This window comes from Streptomyces sp. NPDC096311 (assembly GCF_044763085.1).
Taxonomy (GTDB): Bacteria; Actinomycetota; Actinomycetes; order Streptomycetales; family Streptomycetaceae; genus Streptomyces.
Genome location: NZ_JBIWFN010000005.1, coordinates 173,508 through 188,104, shown reverse-complemented (window position 1 = coordinate 188,104; position 14,597 = coordinate 173,508). Strand labels below are relative to the sequence as shown.

Genomic DNA, 14,597 nt, shown 5'->3' with positions numbered 1-14,597 from the left:
CGGACGCCCGAGCGGGTGACGTGGGTGACAGCGGCGGCTCGGCCGGCCGGGTCAGTTCGACAGGGAGGAGAGCTCCCGTTCCAGGCCGCGTCCACGCTTGTCCACGACGGCCGAGGCCACGTCGGACAGTTTGCGCTGGGTCGCCTGCGAGACGCGGCGCAGTACGCCGAAGGCCGCGTCCGCGTCACAGCCCAGTACGTGCATGACGATCCCGCACGCCTGGTCGACGACGGGCCGGGTGCGCAGCGCGGCGCCGAGCTGGTCGAGCTCGGTGAGCGCGGCCCGGTAGGAGCGGTCACGGACCAGGCAGGTGACGGCGAGGTCGCCGAGCGCGCGGGCGGGTCCGTGCGGGGCGTCCTCCAGGGCGCCGGGCCGGAAGCTGTAGAGGCTGAGGGTCACGGTCAGCCCGGAACGCCGGAAGGGAATCGTGACGCTGGAGCGGACACCCGAGTCGAGGGCCATCGCGCGGTACGCCGGCCAGCGCTCCTCGCGCAGCAGGTCCGCCGAGTCGACGGGCTCACCGCGTTCCAGCGCGGCGGGGATCGGACCGTCTCCGGAGCGGAGTTGGACCGAGACGAGTGCGGCGAGGTCGGGGTGGGTGACCGCGGCGGGGCGTTCCGGGCCGCCCTCGGAGACCAGGCAGCTGGCGCCGCAGCAGTCGGTGGTGCAGCGGGCGGCCTGCTCGGCGAGCTCCGACAGCCGCCTCCCCGGAAGCGTGGATTCCGGCGACCGCGTTCCCAGGTGCCCCAGTCGACCGCCCCGGCCGTCTCGGCCGTCTCGACTGCCTTGGCCGCCTTCACCGCCTCGACCGCGCCGTTCGTCGTGACCGCGTTGCTCAAGTCGCCCCGCATCCAGCATGGTTCCCCCCTCCTCCCTCCGCGCCTTCCCGCTCACCTGCGCGGAAAACAGGCCCGGTGGGTTACACCCCCGCCACACCCGGAACCCATCCTTCGGGTTACGTTCATCGCATGGCGCAGACGGACGAATTCGGTGAAGAACTCGCGGATTTCGTACGCCGCGTGGCGGAGCTCAAGGCGGCTCGATCGGTACCGGCCGACGACCTGCCGACGGTGCTCGACGCGGCGATCTTCGAACTCGACCACGTGGCGGGCCAGTTGTGGCCCTGGTACGAGAGTCTGTCCTCGACGGGCCCGTCCGGCGTCGCCTCCGTCGACCGCCAGGAGCAACAGCTCCTCAAGGCGCTCTTCCAGCGGGTGCCGGTGCCTGTCGCACTGGTGGACCGCGAGACAGTGGTGCGCAGGCTGAACTTCGCGGCATCCTCGTTCACCGGCGTACGGGCCGGTTACGCGACGGGCAGGCCGCTCACCGGTTTCCTCGCGCACGCCGACCGTGCCGCGTTCCGCTCGCAGGCGGCGGCGGTCGCGCGCGGCGAGGGCGACCGCAGTCTCACCGTGCACCTCCAGCAGCAGCCCGCGGTGCCGGTGCGGGCGACGCTCACCGCGCTGCGGCCCAGCGGCGAACCCCGCACCGCCGTCCTCGTCGTCCTGCAGCCCGCGGACAGCCGGGTGCCGTCCCCCGAGCGCGTGCCCGGCCCGGTACCGGACCTGACCGAGACGACCCGGCACGCGGTGCTGATGGACCTGGTGGACGCCATGACCACGGCGCTGCTCAGCGGTCCGGTCGGCGATCCGTCCGGGGTACTGGAGCGGGCGGCCGGGGTGCTGCACGGGCGGTTCGCCGACTGGGTGGTGGCCGACGTGGCGGGAGCGGCGCGGCTGTCCCGTACGACGGTGCTGGCCCCCTCCGACAGCGTGGCGGGGGCCCGGGGCGTGGCCGCACAGGATCCCGCCGGGTGTCCGCTCGTCGTCGAGGCGGCCCGGGGCGGATCCACGGCGCTGCCGGTGCGCCCCGAAGATCCGGACGCCTTCGGCCGTGACACCTCGGGCGCCCCGATCCTCGTACGCGCGAACGTGACGTCGCTGCTGTGCGTGCCCCTGACCACCGCGCCTGGCCCCGTACAAGGCGTGCTGACCCTGTTCCGCAGCGGCGCCCGCCGGGCGTTCTCGATGGCGGAGGCCCAGGCGGTGGACATGATGTCCCGCCATCTGGCCCTGGCGATGAGCGCGCCCCGGTAGGGCTACGCCGCGTCGCGCATCACCTGGTGGCGCAGCCGGTGGCAGCACCGGCTGATCAGCCGCGACACGTGCATCTGCGAGATCCCGAGTTCGTCGGCGATCCGGCTCTGCGTCATGTCGCCGAAGAACCGCATGTAGAGGATGGTGCGTTCACGCTCGGGCAGGGCCTGCAGCCGGGGCTTGACGGCCTCGCGGTCGATGACGACGTCGAGCGCGGGGTCGGCCGAGCCGAGGGCGTCGCTGAGCGAGTAGCCGTCGTCGCTGCCGGAGACCTGGGCGTCCAGGGAGAGCGCGGTGAAGCTCTCCAGGGCCTCCAGGCCGGCCTGGACGTCCTCCTCGCTCATCCGGGCGTGCTCGGCGATCTCGGCGACGGTGGGCCCTCGGCCCGAGATGGTCCCCGAGAGTTCCTGGACGGCGAACCGCACGCGGTTGCGCAGGTCCTGGACACGGCGGGGCACGTGCAGGGTCCACATGTGGTCGCGGAAGTGCCGTTTGATCTCGCCGGTGACGGTCGGCACGGCGTAGCTCTCGAAAGCGTTGCCGAGCTCGGGGTCGTACCGGTCCACGGCCTTGACCAGACCGAGCGCCGCGACCTGGCGCAGGTCCTCCAGGCTCTCACCGCGGTTGCGGAACCGGCCCGCGAGCCGGTCCGCCATCGGCAGCCAGGCCTCGACGATCTGCTCACGGAGCGCGTCGTGCGGCCGGCCCGGAGGGAGCGAGGCGAGCCTGCGGAATGCCTCCGTGGTGTCGGGGGCGTCGTCGTGCGGATGGCGTTTCGCGCTCACTTGGTTTCGCATGGTGCGTCGCAACTCCCTTGCAGGTGCCTTGGGTTGGACGGTCACCGGGGGAGCGCACGGGTGCGTCGAACGGCACACCCGTGGCGAGGACTTCCCCGCTCCCACGGACGTGCCTCCTGTCCGAAGCACTTGAATTCCGCCTGCCCCGGCCTGTGCGGGGCAAACACCCACGCCTGTCGGCGCGTTGGGCTCAGGGAGCGGCGAGCAGGTACTCGATCGCGGCGCGCAGCTCCTCGTCCTGGAGGAAGGCCTCGTAGTTCCGTTCCTGCGCCAGGCGGCCGTCGAAGCCCCGTACCGTCCGCAGTGCGGCGCGCGTCGCGGGGGTGAGGGTGCCGATCCGGGCCAGGGCTCGCAGCGCCTCTCCGAAGAACCCGTAGTCGTCGCCGCCGTCGGCGATGGGCAGGACGAACTCCGCCAGGACGGAGATGCTCGGCTCGGGCTCGCCCGTGCCCGACCAGAGGGCGAGCGCGGCCTCGATCCGGCGACAGCCGCCGGTGTTCTCCATGATGTACCGCACCCGGTCGGCGTACGGCGCGGCCGCGGGACCGAACTCGGTCAGCAGGTGGACGGGCCCGTAGTAGGGGCCCTCCTCGGTCAGCACCGCTTCGCCGATGAGCCGCAGTGCCGCCGTTCGGTCTCCGCCCATCTGCGAGGCGGCCCACGCCACGTTCCGCTGGTATTCCGGCCAGTTGAGCGGCTCACAGGCGCGCAGGGCGGGCTCGGCGGACGCGGCGCCCGGCCCCATCGCCGCCAGCACCTCGACGATCGAGAGCGAGCCGCTCTCCTTGTCCAGCAGCGCCACGACCTCCGGCAGCGCGGGCAGCGCGTCCGGCCCCCACGCCTTCAGGACCTTCAGGAAGGCGCCGGTCAGCGGGCCGTGGCCGCCGTTGTGCGTCGCGTGGTGCCGCATCACTTTCCGCAGGTCGGGCAGCAGGACGTCGGCATGCGCCCGCAGCGGAACCAGCACGGCGTCGACGTCCGGAAGGCGCGGGTCGCTGACGCAGTAGCCACGTCCGTAGTGCTCCCGATAGGGCTCGTAGAGCCGTTCGACGAGCCCCGGCATCGCGCGCGGGTCGCCGATCCGGGTGAGCGCCCAGCGCGCGTAGTCACCGACGGTCCCCTCCAGACAGGGGGCCTTCCCCGGGTCATCGAGCAGCGTGGCGAGCCGGTCGGCGTACCGGGCCGACCGCCGGCCGAGCACCGCCAGAAGGTGCGCCGCCCGCAGGCGCACGGGGTCGGCCCGGTCGTCCAGCAGCCGGCCCGCCACCGGCAGCAGCGCGGGCGCCGCGGACGGCCTGAGCACCAGCAGCCGCCATGCCTCGTCCAGCACCGCCTCGGACAGTTCGGTGTCTCCGGTGCGTGCCGCCGCGTCGGCCAGCCGGACCACGAAGGAGGCGGCTGTCCGGGCGTCGTGGTCGAACAGCTCGGCGGCCCAGGTGACGACCGCTGCACGGCTGAAGGGTTCCTCGACGCCCACCACGTACCAGATCTCCTCAAACCTGGGCCGTACGGCGAGGTCGGAAAGTGTCTCCAGCAGCAGGTCGATCCACCGGACCGGCTCCTGCGGGTCGAGCTGCGCCCAGGCGATCACGGCCGCGACCTTCATGACGGGCTCACCGTCACGCAGGACGCCGTCGAGCACCGCCCGCACCTCCTCGACCGACCGGGCATCCGCTTCCGCCGCGGCGGCGGCCGCCCATCCCAGCCGCAGCAGCACCGGCAGACGCACCGCCGGGTCCGTCTCGGCCCGCCACCGCTCCAGAAGCGGTACGACACCGTCGGCGAGCGGAATGGCCTCCCGCCGCACATCGGGGTCCGGGTCGGCGAGCAGCGCGAGGACCGCACCCTGGTGGCGTCTCCACGCCGCGGGCCACCCCTCGTCCGCCAGGTCCGGCCGGGCCGTCCTGGTCGCGTGCGCGAAAGCCACCAGCAGTCCTACGAGGTCGACTCGTGCGCCCGACCCCGGATCGGCGGCGAGCGCCACCACGAAGGGCAGGGCCGCGGTCGCGGCGGAGGGCACCCGGCCGTCGCCCGCGAGCAGGCAGGAGTACAGCGGGTAGCTGTACTCCTCCGTCGCGGCCCCGCCCGCGAGCGCCAGCCGCCGCAGCGCGCGAGGCACCTCCTCGACCGGGTGCCGGGGCAGCCCCGACTCGAGCCGGTCCCACGGCACCGCGTCCAGCGCCTCGAGCGATATCCCCGTCACGTCCACCCCCATGACCTCGGAGAACCGGTTCTCCGGCCGTCATCATGCCGCCTGGCGGTGGAGCTCGTCGTGCCGTTTTCCCACGGCCGTGTCGACTCCGGGTCCATGGGTACGCGATCACCGTCCCCGATCCCCTGGAGGGAGTCATGCAGCGAGGCAGCGACCGGCTGAGCGTCCACCGGGACGACGGTGTGGCCGACCCGGACGCGCTGCGCCTCGACGAACGGGCCGTGGCGGTCGTCCGCGCGTTCCTCGGGCGCGGCATTCCGGTCGCCGCGATCTGTCACGCCCCCTGGACGCTCGTCGAGGCGGACGTGGTCGCCGGCCGGGTCCTCACGTCCTGGCCGAGTCCGCGCACCGACATCCGCACCGCGGGCGGCACCTGGGTCGGCCGGCGGGTGCAGGTGTGCGAGCAGGGTCCCGGCACCCTGATCACCAGCCGCAAGCCGGGCGACCTCAAGGCGTTCGACGAGGCGTTCCTGGAAGCGTTCGCGCGGCAGGCCGCCTGACGGAGTGTCCGCCCTCGCAAAATCCGGCACCATCCGGCGCGCCTCGGTTCACCGGCGCCGACGGGGACCGAGGCACGCCGAGCGTGGGCGTCAGCGACGGGTGCGCGCCGACGGGGACCGAGGCGCGCCGGGTGTGGGCGCCAGCGACGGGTGCGGGCGGCAACGGGTGTGCGGGCCGGGCGAGTTCGGCCCGACGTCGTCACTCGTGCCTCCCTGACGCCCTCCTGACGCCCCGACCCGTCATGTCGCCCCGACCCGTCGTTCAGCACTCCGCCGCGAGGCCCCGCTCCCGGGCCCCCTCGCGCGTACGGGCCGCGGCGACGCGGCGGCGCGGATGGCGGCGCAGGTACTCGCCCTCCAGCTGCGCCATGCGCATGTTGTGGGTCCGCAGGGCGTCGTTCGAACCGTGCAGCAGTGTGTCGTGGCGGGTGCGGTGGATCGACTCCAGCTCTTTCATCAGCTGCTGGTCGTCCAGCCGGTCCGGGTCGACTCCGGTCATGGTGGTACCCCGCTCGTCGTGTCCTGCGGCGCGGTCCGGGCAGCCGCCGGGCAGGCGCTGCCGTGCGCGGCGCCCGAGCGGCGTCCGGGAGGGAGCCGTGGATCTCGCCGTCCTCCCTCCACTCTACGAACTTCCGGGCCCCCGGTCCTCCGGGAAGCACCGGACGACCGGGACCGGGACCGGGTCCTGGCGCGCCCGAGTCGTAGCGGACCCGGGTCCTACCGGGCCCGCTCGACGCGCCGCTCGTCCCACACCGGCTCCGCCGTCTCCCGAATCCTGCCGTCCGAGCCGAAGACCAGATAGCGGTCGAAGGAGCGGGCGAACCAGCGGTCGTGGGTGACCGCGAGCACCGTCCCCTCGTATGCCTCCAGGCCCTCCTGGAGTGCCTCGGCCGACTCCAGGTCGAGGTTGTCGGTGGGCTCGTCCAGCAGCAGGGCCGTGGAACCCTCCAGCTCCAGCAGCAGGATCTGGAAGCGTGCCTGCTGGCCGCCGGAGAGCTTCTCGAAGCGCTGCTCGGCCTGGGCGGTCAGCTCGTAGCGGCGCAGCCGGGACATGGCGGCGCCCCGGTCCTGGGAGTGCTCGCTCCACAGGATGTCGAGAAGGGGGCGGCCCTGGAGCTCCGGGTGGGCGTGCGTCTGAGCGAAGTGTCCGGCGACGACGCGCGCGCCGAGCTTCCACTCGCCCGTGTGCGCGACGGTGTCACCGGCGAGCAGGCGCAGGAAGTGCGACTTGCCGGAGCCGTTGGAGCCGAGCACGGCGACCCGCTCGCCGTAGAAGACCTCCAGGTCGAACGGGTTCATCAGACCGGTGAGCTCAAGTCCCTTGCAGGTGATGGCCCGTACGCCGGTACGCCCGCCGTGCAGACGCATCTTGATGTCCTGCTCGCGCGGCGGCTCCGGCGGCGGGCCGGCCTCCTCGAACTTCCGCAGCCGGGTCTGCGCCGCCGCGTAGCGGGACGCCAACTCATGGCTGATGGAGGCCGCCTGCCGCAGATTCAGCACGAGCTTCTTCAGCTGGGCGTGCTTCTCGTCCCAGCGCCTGCGCAGCTCCTCGAAGCGGGCGAACCGCTCCTGTCGCGCCTCGTGGTACGTCGCGAAGCCGCCGCCGTGCACCCATGCGTCGGCGCCGGTGGGGCTGGGCTCGACGCTGACGATCTTCTCGGCGGCGCGGGACAGCAGCTCCCGGTCGTGGGAGACGAAGAGAACGGTCTTGCGGGTCTCCTTGAGCCGCTCCTCCAGCCAGCGCTTGCCCGGGACGTCGAGGTAGTTGTCCGGCTCGTCGAGGAGCAGTACCTCGTCCGTGCCACGCAGCAGGGCCTCCAGCACCAGCCGCTTCTGCTCTCCTCCGGAGAGGGTGCGCACCAGTCGCCACTGCGCCTTCTCGTACGGGACGTCGAGCGCGGCCATCGTGCACATGTCCCAGAGCGTCTCGGACTCGTAGCCGCGTACCTCGGCCCAGTCGGAGAGTGCCTGCGCGTAGCGGAGCTGGGCGGCCTCGTCGTCCACGGTCATCATGGCGTGCTCAGCCGCGTCGACGGCCTTGGCGGCCTCCTGTATGCGGGGCGGCGCCACGGAGACGAGCAGCTCCCGCACGGTCGTCTCGTCTCGCACGGACCCCACGAACTGACGCATCACGCCCAGGCCGCCGGACACGGTGACGGTGCCCCCGTGCGGCTTCAGCTCCCCGGAGATCAGCCGCAGCAGCGTGGTCTTGCCCGCTCCGTTGGGGCCCACCAGTGCGACGACGGCCCCTTCCCCCACCCGAAACGACACATCGCCGAGCAGCGCCCTCCCGTCAGGAAGGTAGTACTCAAGATGCGCGGCTTCGAGATGTCCCATGGGGAGGCATTCTCCGGCCACCCGGCCCACGGAGCAAACGCATATCCCCTCCCCGGGGGCTCCACCCCTGGGGATGCGGGGCGAAGCCCCCGTCTCAGGGGCGCGGGGCCGGGTTCGGGAGGGGACGGATACGGGCGGCGGGGGCGAGGAAACGGCGGTCGGCGGGTACGGGGAGTTCATGACCGTCACCCCGGACATCGACCTCACCACCCGCCCCCCGAACCACCACACCCTCCGTAACCACTTCCTCGCGGCCGACTCCCGCCTCTTCGAAGCCATCGCATCCCGCCACTGGCCGGGGTGCGAGCCCCTCCTGCCCAAACTGAGCCGTAGCGCGAACCACGGCCTGCTGTGGTTCGCCACAGCGGCGGCGCTCACGGCGACCCGCACCCCCCACGCCCGCCGAGCCGCCGCAACCGGCCTTGCCTCCCTCACCCTCGCCTCCGCCACGATCAACACCGTGGGCAAGCGCTCGGTACGCCGCCCCCGCCCATCCCTCGCCCCGGTCCCCCTGGCCCGCCGGCTCAAGCGCCCGCCGATCACCACCTCGTTCCCCTCGGGCCACTCCGCGTCGGCCGCCGCCTTCGCCACGGGCGTGGCACTGGAGTCGCACGGCTGGGGCGCCGCGGTGGTGCCGCTCGCCACTGCCGTGGCCCTGTCCCGCGTCTACACCGGCGCCCACTTCCCGAGCGACGTCCTCGCGGGCGCGGTGCTGGGCACGGCAGCCGCGTACGCCGTACGAGGCCTTCTCACCCGCCGCCACCGACCGTGACCCGTCCGGACACCTCACCGCTGTCATCGCCCGGGCCCACCACGCAACTTGTCCACATAACAAGACACGGGTCTCACCATGCGACATGCAGGCGTACGGTGATGCGCAACCGACGAGACGACGCGAAGGGGAATCGGTCATGTCGAAGTCGCGGGAGACCGCCGTCTACACCCACGGCCACCACGAGTCCGTACTGCGTTCGCACACCTGGCGCACGGCCGCCAACTCGGCCGCCTACCTGCTCGACTCGCTGAAGCCCCACATGAAGATCCTGGACATCGGCTGCGGTCCTGGCACCATCACCGCCGACCTGGCGGAACTGGTCCCCGAAGGCCACGTCACCGCCGTCGACCACGCCCCGGGAATCCTGGACCAGGCCCGCGCCGTGGCCGCCGAACGCGGCCTGGACAACGTCGATTTCGGGGTCGCGGACGTGCACGCCCTGGACTTCCCGGACGACACCTTCTGCGTGGTCCACGCCCATCAGGTGCTCCAGCACGTGGGCGACCCGGTGCAGGCGCTGCGCGAGATGTACCGGGTCACCAAGCCGGGCGGTTACATCGCCGCCCGCGACGGGGACTACTCGGCGATGGCCTGGTACCCCGAGGTGCCGGGCCTGACCGACTGGCAGGACCTGTACCTGCGCGTGGCCCGAGCCAACGGGGGCGAACCGGCGGCCGGCCGCCGTCTCAAATCGTGGGCACTGGCGTCCGGCATCAAGGACATCACGGCGACGTCGGACACCTGGACCTTCGCCACCGACGACGAGCGGGAGTGGTGGGGCGGGCTGTGGGCCGATCGCACGCAGGCCTCGGCATACGCGGAGCGCGCCACGGAGGGCGGCCACGCGACCACCGCGCACCTGCGGGCCGTTTCGGAGGCATGGCGGGAGTGGGCGCGGCAGGAGGACGGCTGGTTCTCCGTCCTGCACGGAGAGATTCTCTGCCGAAAGGAAGCGTGATCCGCCCGCGGTTGTCCTGGGCGCCGGATTCAGCGGGTGCGGCTCAGCGCACGATCGCCGTCTCCACCAGCAGCCGCGCCGCCGCCGCGATCGACTCCGCGTCGATGCCCGCGGCGTGCAGTTGCTCGGCGGGGGTCGCCGAACCCGGCATCGTACGGACGGCGAGGCGGACCAGGCGCGGCACCGGCCGGCCGTCGAGGAAGGCGTCGAGGATCGCGTCGCCGATGCCGCCCTCCTCGCGGTGGTCCTCGACGGTGACGAGGCAGCCGGTCTGTTCGGCGGCCTCGCGCAGGGTGTCGCGGTCGACGGGCTTGACCGAGTAGAGGTCGATGACCCTGACCTGGATGCCCTCGCGGTCGAGCGACTCGGCGGCGGCCAGCGCCTCGTGCAGGGTGACGCCCGCGGCGACGAGTGTCAGCCGGTCCTCGTCACTCGCGCGCAGTACCTTGCTGCCGCCGACGGGGAACTCCTCGGTGGGGCTGTAGATCACCGGGGTGTCCCCGCGCGAGGTGCGCAGATAGCGGATACCCTCGCGGTCCGCCATCGCGGCGACGAGCTTGGCCGTCTGGTTGGCGTCGCACGGGTAGAGCACGGTCGTGCCGTACAGCGCCCGGAACATCGCCAGATCCTCCAGGGCCATCTGCGAGGGGCCGTCCTGGCCGATCGAGACGCCCGCGTGCGAGCCCACGAGGTTGATGCCGGAGCCGCTGATCGCTGCCATCCGGATGAAGTCGTGGGCCCGGGTGAGGAACGCCGCGAACGTGGTGGCGTACGGCACCCAGTCGCGCGCGGCCATACCGACGGCGGCCGCGACGAGTTGCTGTTCGGCGATGTAGCACTCGAAGAAGCGGTCGGGGTGCTCCTTGGCGAAGAGCTCGGTGCGGGTGGAGTCGCTCACCTCGCCGTCCAGGGCGACGACGTCACCACGGGCGGTGCCGAGGGCGGCGAGCGCCTGTCCGTAGGCGTCGCGGGTGGCGGCCTTGTCCCCGGTGTCGTAGCGGGGCAGTTCGAGGTGGCCGGAGCGGACGGCGTGCAACACCCTTGCCGGGGGCGGTTGTCGAACCTCCACGTGCAGGTTGCGCACTCCGCCGAGTTCGGCGATCGCCTCCTCGGCGTCCGGCAGCGGTTTGCCGTGCAGGCCCTCGCGGTCCTGGACGGACTCCACGCCCTTGCCCTTGAGCGTGCGGGCGATGATCACGGTGGGCTGTCCCGCGGTGGACTCGGCCTCGGCGTACGCGCGGTCGATGGCGTCGACATCGTGTCCGTCGATCTCCACCGTGTGCCAGCCGAAGGCCTGGAACCGGCGCGCGTACGCGTCGAGGTCGTGGCCGTGCCGGGTCGGGCCGCGCTGACCCAGCCGGTTGACGTCGATGATCGCGACGAGGTTGTCGAGGTGCTCGTATCCGGCGTGCTCGGCGCCCTCCCAGACGGATCCCTCAGCGAGTTCGCTGTCGCCGCACAGCACCCACACCCGGTAGCCGGTGTGGTCGAGCCGTTTGCCGGCCAGTGCGACACCGACCCCTACGGGCAACCCCTGGCCGAGCGAGCCGGTGGCGGTCTCGACCCACGGGAGCCGCCGGGGTGTCGGATGCCCTTCGAGGCGGCTGCCGAGCCTGCGGAAGGTGAGCAGCTCGGCCTCGCTGATAGCCCCGGCCGCCCTGTACGCGGCGTACAGGAGCGGTGAGGCATGCCCCTTGGAGAGGATGAAACGGTCATTGCCGTGATGCTGGGGGCGCTCGAAGTCATAGCGCAGGTGCTTGGCCAGCAGGACCGCCATCAGGTCGGCCGCCGACATCGAGGACGTGGGGTGCCCGGATCCCGCGGCGGCGGCGGCGCGCACGCTGTCGACACGCAACTGCTGGGCCAGTTCCTTGAGTTGACGGGTTTCCATGGCGTTCACAGTGGTGTTCATGACTCTCCTTCCGGACGGCTCGCGAAGTCGCAGGGAAAACCGGCCACCCGTGCCGGTTCCGGCGAGGGGGCCTGACAGCGGGATACCCAGGGGGTCGGGTCGCGTGGTCCCGGAGGTACAGCGCCTCGGGCAGTCCGCGGAAGCCGTGCGCGTACTCGGCGACACCGGGCACGGGCAGCAGCTTGTTCACGCCGCCGACGGCCAGCACGAAACGATCGTACGTCAGCGGGGTGACACGGCGTGGTTCCAGGATGTCGGCGGCGACCTGGTTGAGCAGGGGCGGATACAGAAAGCAGTCGATCCGGTCGCGCAGGGTGACGTCGGCCTTGTGCCGGGTTCACGATCTCGCCTCCGTCGATGTCGCTCGTACCTCGTACGGGGCTTTCCGCGTCCCCGTGGTCGGGGCGCCCAAACCCGGGGGCTCCGGTGTTTCCTCCTCGCCCCCGGGGTCACTCCGCCCTCCGCAGGAGACTCCGAATCGATCTCGCCCTCCGGCGTGCCCAACTAAGCTCGTCCGCATGGAGATTCTGGGAGCCACGTTGCGGATCTGCGTCGACGACCTGGAGGCTTCGGTCCCCTTCTACGAAAGACTTGCGGGTGGGCGGGCCCTGCGGTTCGAGCGCGGCGGTGTGTCGGTGGCGGCGGTGGGCTGCTTCCTGCTCATGAGTGGACCCGAGGCCGATCTGGAGGTCCTGCGGAAGGTCTCCGCGACCATCGCCGTCAAGGACGTCGAGGACGCGCATCGGGTGCTCAGTGAGCTGGGCGCGCGGATTCTGGCGGGCCCGGTGGGGACGCCGGCCGGGCGCAACCTGATCGCCATGCATCCGGACGGCGCCGTGTACGAGTACGTCGACCGCGGTTCCCCGACCCCCTGACCACCCCTCGGGGCTTCGCCCCGGACCCCGCGTCCGCGGCATGATCCGCCGGACAGGCCCTAGTCGGAGGACGGGCGCATGCGGAAGTCGTAGTGGGGTGGGAGTGGCTCGTCCGTCAGGCGGGTCCACAGGGCGGTGACGGTCTCCGCCCCCTCCCGCAGGTCGGCGACCTCGAACGCCTCGTCGAAGACGGCCCGCGCCCCGTCCCGGTCCCCCTCCGCGAGGAGCAGCTCCGCCTCGAGCAGACGGAACCGGCCGCGCGCCCGCGTGGCGGGCCGCAACCGGTCCCAGACCCGCCGCGCCTCCCCCGTACGCCGCATCGCGAGCAGCGCCCCCACCGCCTCCCGCCCGAGCGCGGCCGTGGCCGCGGTCCAGGCCGGACCGTCGTCACGCCGCTCCTGGCACAGGTCGTCGAAGGCCTCGGCGTACCGGTCGGCGGCCCGTTCCCGGTTGCCGGCCTCCTGGTCGGCGACGGCCAGACACCGCAGCAACGGCCAGAGCGACGGGGCGAGTTCGAGCGCCCGCTCCCAGCTGCGCACGGCCTGCGCCAGGTCCCCGGCATGCCACTGCGCGACGCCGAGGTGGTACTCGGTGAGCGGTTTGGCGGGCGCGGTCTCCAGCATGTCCCGCCAGTGCGGAGCGACCAGGCTCTCACCGGGTGGCCCGACCCGCCGCGGCTCCGGGAAGGCGCCGGTCCGCAGGAGTTCCACCCAGGGTGCCTGCGGCTCCCCCAGCGTGGACTCGTCGAACGGCGTCCCGGCCAGCTTGTGGGAGGCGCGCAGCACTTCGAGCGCACCCCAGCCGGACCCGACGGCCAGCACCTCACCGGGCTCGGTGTCGGCGTACGGCAGCCACGCCTCGTACGCCGCGTCGACGTCCCTCCGCGGCAGGACCTCCGACAGCCGGCGTTCCGTCTGCGCGCGCGCGAGCGCCCAGTCCGCCCCGTGCACCACCCCCGCGTCCGTCGCGAGCGGCCCGTACGCCTCCAGCCAGGACACCTCGCTCTCCGCCTCCAGCCGGACATGCTCCAGCTGGGTACGGGCGAGCCCGGCCTGGATCTCGCAGTAGCCGCCGGTGCCGGGTTCGGTGAGCCATTCCTGCCAGCGCCGTCCGCCCGGGCCGGAGCCCCAGACGAACAGCTTGCGCCCGCGCAGCACGTCGGTGGAGGTCTGCACGAGCCCGTCGCCCTGGTCGTCGAGCGCGGCGATCCAGCGGCGCTGCCCGTCGGGCACCTCGTAGAAGTAGTCGGCGGGGAAGACGCCGCGCGGCGGATACGTGCGGTCCACCCCCTCGTACTCCGGTACCGGCACCCTCCGCAGCCGCCGCTCGTACCCGAAGTGCCAGGCCTCGTCCGCGGGGGCCAGCACCCGGCGTTCCTCGGGGACGGCGATGTTGGACCACCAGTACAGGGGCGCGGGCCTCTCGTGCGGATTGCGGACGCGGACGCCGACGTGGAGGAAGTCGGAGCCGTCCGGGAGCCACAGATCGACCTGGAAGGGCATGTCGCGCAGCCTCTCCCACTCCCACAGGCGGAGCATCTCGCCGCCGTCGGGGGCGGGGACCCGGGCGGCGTGCACGGGGGCGCAGGACAGGGTGGTGTGGCCGGTCGCGCCGATGTTCCACTCGATGCCGCCGGAGAACCAGGCTCCGTTGAGGGCGAAGCAGGCAGGCTGCACCACCGGGTTGCGGTAGAGGAGTTCGCGCTGCGAGGGCTTGTGGAACAGCGAGACCACCCGGCCGCCGTGGCCCGGCAGCACCACCGCCCGCAGCCGGTCGTTCTCGATCACGATCGTGTCGATCCCGCACGGCTCGCGCCGTCTGTCGTATCCGTCCCGGATACGCTCGGGCAGGACGCTGCGCAGCGGCTCGTAGCGGATCTGCCGGGCCATGTCGCGCGGCAGGTCGGCGCTTTCGCGGTCGTCGATGCGGTGTGTCTCGTCGAGCGGCCGCAGGGGTGGCAGCGGGTTGTCCGGGCCCAACTCCGCGACCGGCAGGGTCAGTACGTCACGTCGGATCGTCGTCACGATGACCATGGAACAGCGACATCGACCACCTGACCAGGGTGTCCGCTCGTCAGGATCCGGTCAGGATTCCGCAAAGGCGACGACAGTACTCGAAGGGAGGTCCGGCTGGAC

10 protein-coding genes and 3 pseudogenes are annotated in these 14,597 nt (G+C 72.4%); 5 read left to right on the top strand and 8 right to left on the bottom strand.

Annotated features, from left to right (window positions below; all coding sequences use genetic code 11):
* Nucleotides 1-51: 51 nt before the first annotated feature.
* Nucleotides 52-858 (bottom strand): ANTAR domain-containing response regulator, encoded by an 807-nt coding sequence (locus tag ACIRA5_RS15105; RefSeq protein WP_403690946.1) that lies wholly within the window; start codon nt 856-858, stop codon nt 52-54.
* A gap of 110 nt (nt 859-968) precedes the next feature.
* Between ACIRA5_RS15105 and ACIRA5_RS15100 the strand changes: the two genes are divergently transcribed.
* The gene (locus ACIRA5_RS15100; protein ID WP_403690945.1) at nt 969-2,096 is read left to right on the top strand and encodes a PAS domain-containing protein; all 1,128 of its coding nucleotides are present in this window, start codon (nt 969-971) and stop codon (nt 2,094-2,096) included.
* A 2-nt stretch (nt 2,097-2,098) separates the two neighbouring features.
* On the opposite strand, the gene ACIRA5_RS15095 is transcribed toward ACIRA5_RS15100, so the two are convergent.
* Nucleotides 2,099-2,893, bottom strand: a complete 795-nt coding sequence (locus ACIRA5_RS15095) for an RNA polymerase sigma factor SigF (RefSeq protein ID WP_403690943.1) — start codon at nt 2,891-2,893, stop codon at nt 2,099-2,101.
* Nucleotides 2,894-3,083: 190 nt separating this feature from the next.
* A complete protein-coding gene (locus ACIRA5_RS15090; RefSeq protein WP_403690942.1) occupies nt 3,084-5,096 on the bottom strand; it encodes a hypothetical protein in 2,013 nt (670 codons plus the stop codon).
* Nucleotides 5,097-5,284: 188 nt separating this feature from the next.
* On the opposite strand from ACIRA5_RS15090, the pseudogene ACIRA5_RS15085 reads away from it, so the two are divergent.
* Nucleotides 5,285-5,605 (top strand): annotated as a pseudogene (locus tag ACIRA5_RS15085) (DJ-1/PfpI family protein); the annotation flags it as partial.
* 262 nt (nt 5,606-5,867) lie between these two features.
* Here the strand turns inward: ACIRA5_RS15085 and ACIRA5_RS15080 are convergent.
* Together ACIRA5_RS15080 and ACIRA5_RS15075 are read right to left on the bottom strand one after the other, a co-directional pair.
* Nucleotides 5,868-6,104 (bottom strand): DUF6158 family protein, encoded by a 237-nt coding sequence (locus ACIRA5_RS15080; protein WP_403690941.1) that lies wholly within the window; start codon nt 6,102-6,104, stop codon nt 5,868-5,870.
* 218 nt (nt 6,105-6,322) lie between these two features.
* Nucleotides 6,323-7,942 carry an ABC-F family ATP-binding cassette domain-containing protein gene (locus ACIRA5_RS15075; RefSeq protein ID WP_403690940.1) on the bottom strand — a complete coding sequence of 540 codons (1,620 nt, stop codon included), beginning with the start codon at nt 7,940-7,942 and terminating at the stop codon, nt 6,323-6,325.
* Between the two features lie 178 nt (nt 7,943-8,120).
* Between ACIRA5_RS15075 and ACIRA5_RS15070 the strand changes: the two are divergent.
* Nucleotides 8,121-8,702: pseudogene (locus ACIRA5_RS15070) on the top strand (phosphatase PAP2 family protein); the annotation flags it as partial.
* Nucleotides 8,703-8,853: 151 nt separating this feature from the next.
* Nucleotides 8,854-9,675 carry a class I SAM-dependent methyltransferase gene (locus ACIRA5_RS15065; RefSeq protein ID WP_403690939.1) on the top strand — a complete coding sequence of 274 codons (822 nt, stop codon included), beginning with the start codon at nt 8,854-8,856 and terminating at the stop codon, nt 9,673-9,675.
* 43 nt (nt 9,676-9,718) lie between these two features.
* Here the strand turns inward: ACIRA5_RS15065 and ACIRA5_RS15060 are convergent, their stop codons facing one another.
* Nucleotides 9,719-11,587: a transketolase gene (locus ACIRA5_RS15060; protein WP_403690937.1), complete on the bottom strand. Its 1,869-nt coding sequence runs from the start codon at nt 11,585-11,587 to the stop codon at nt 9,719-9,721.
* Nucleotides 11,588-11,681: 94 nt separating this feature from the next.
* A pseudogene (locus ACIRA5_RS15055) lies at nt 11,682-11,924 on the bottom strand (NAD(P)/FAD-dependent oxidoreductase); the annotation flags it as partial.
* A gap of 181 nt (nt 11,925-12,105) precedes the next feature.
* Between ACIRA5_RS15055 and ACIRA5_RS15050 the strand changes: the two are divergent.
* Nucleotides 12,106-12,462, top strand: coding sequence for a VOC family protein (locus ACIRA5_RS15050; protein WP_054230276.1), 357 nt, complete (start codon nt 12,106-12,108; stop codon nt 12,460-12,462).
* 59 nt (nt 12,463-12,521) lie between these two features.
* On the opposite strand, the gene ACIRA5_RS15045 is transcribed toward ACIRA5_RS15050, so the two are convergent.
* On the bottom strand, nt 12,522-14,495 hold the full coding sequence (locus ACIRA5_RS15045; RefSeq protein ID WP_403690936.1) for a DUF5107 domain-containing protein: 1,974 nt from the start codon (nt 14,493-14,495) through the stop codon (nt 12,522-12,524).
* Between the last annotated feature and the right edge of the window lie 102 nt (nt 14,496-14,597).

Bases quoted from the DNA above. Each gene is read 5' to 3' on its own strand.
- ACIRA5_RS15080 (WP_403690941.1), bottom strand. From the start codon at position 6,104: ATGACCGGAGTCGACCCGGACCGGCTGGACGACCAGCAGCTGATGAAA.
- ACIRA5_RS15065 (WP_403690939.1), top strand. From the start codon at position 8,854: ATGTCGAAGTCGCGGGAGACCGCCGTCTACACCCACGGCCACCACGAG.
- ACIRA5_RS15060 (WP_403690937.1), bottom strand. From the start codon at position 11,587: ATGAACACCACTGTGAACGCCATGGAAACCCGTCAACTCAAGGAACTG.
- ACIRA5_RS15095 (WP_403690943.1), bottom strand. From the start codon at position 2,893: ATGCGAAACCAAGTGAGCGCGAAACGCCATCCGCACGACGACGCCCCC.
- ACIRA5_RS15105 (WP_403690946.1), bottom strand. From the start codon at position 858: ATGCTGGATGCGGGGCGACTTGAGCAACGCGGTCACGACGAACGGCGC.
- ACIRA5_RS15045 (WP_403690936.1), bottom strand. From the start codon at position 14,495: ATGGTCATCGTGACGACGATCCGACGTGACGTACTGACCCTGCCGGTC.
- ACIRA5_RS15075 (WP_403690940.1), bottom strand. From the start codon at position 7,942: ATGGGACATCTCGAAGCCGCGCATCTTGAGTACTACCTTCCTGACGGG.
- ACIRA5_RS15050 (WP_054230276.1), top strand. From the start codon at position 12,106: ATGGAGATTCTGGGAGCCACGTTGCGGATCTGCGTCGACGACCTGGAG.
- ACIRA5_RS15100 (WP_403690945.1), top strand. From the start codon at position 969: ATGGCGCAGACGGACGAATTCGGTGAAGAACTCGCGGATTTCGTACGC.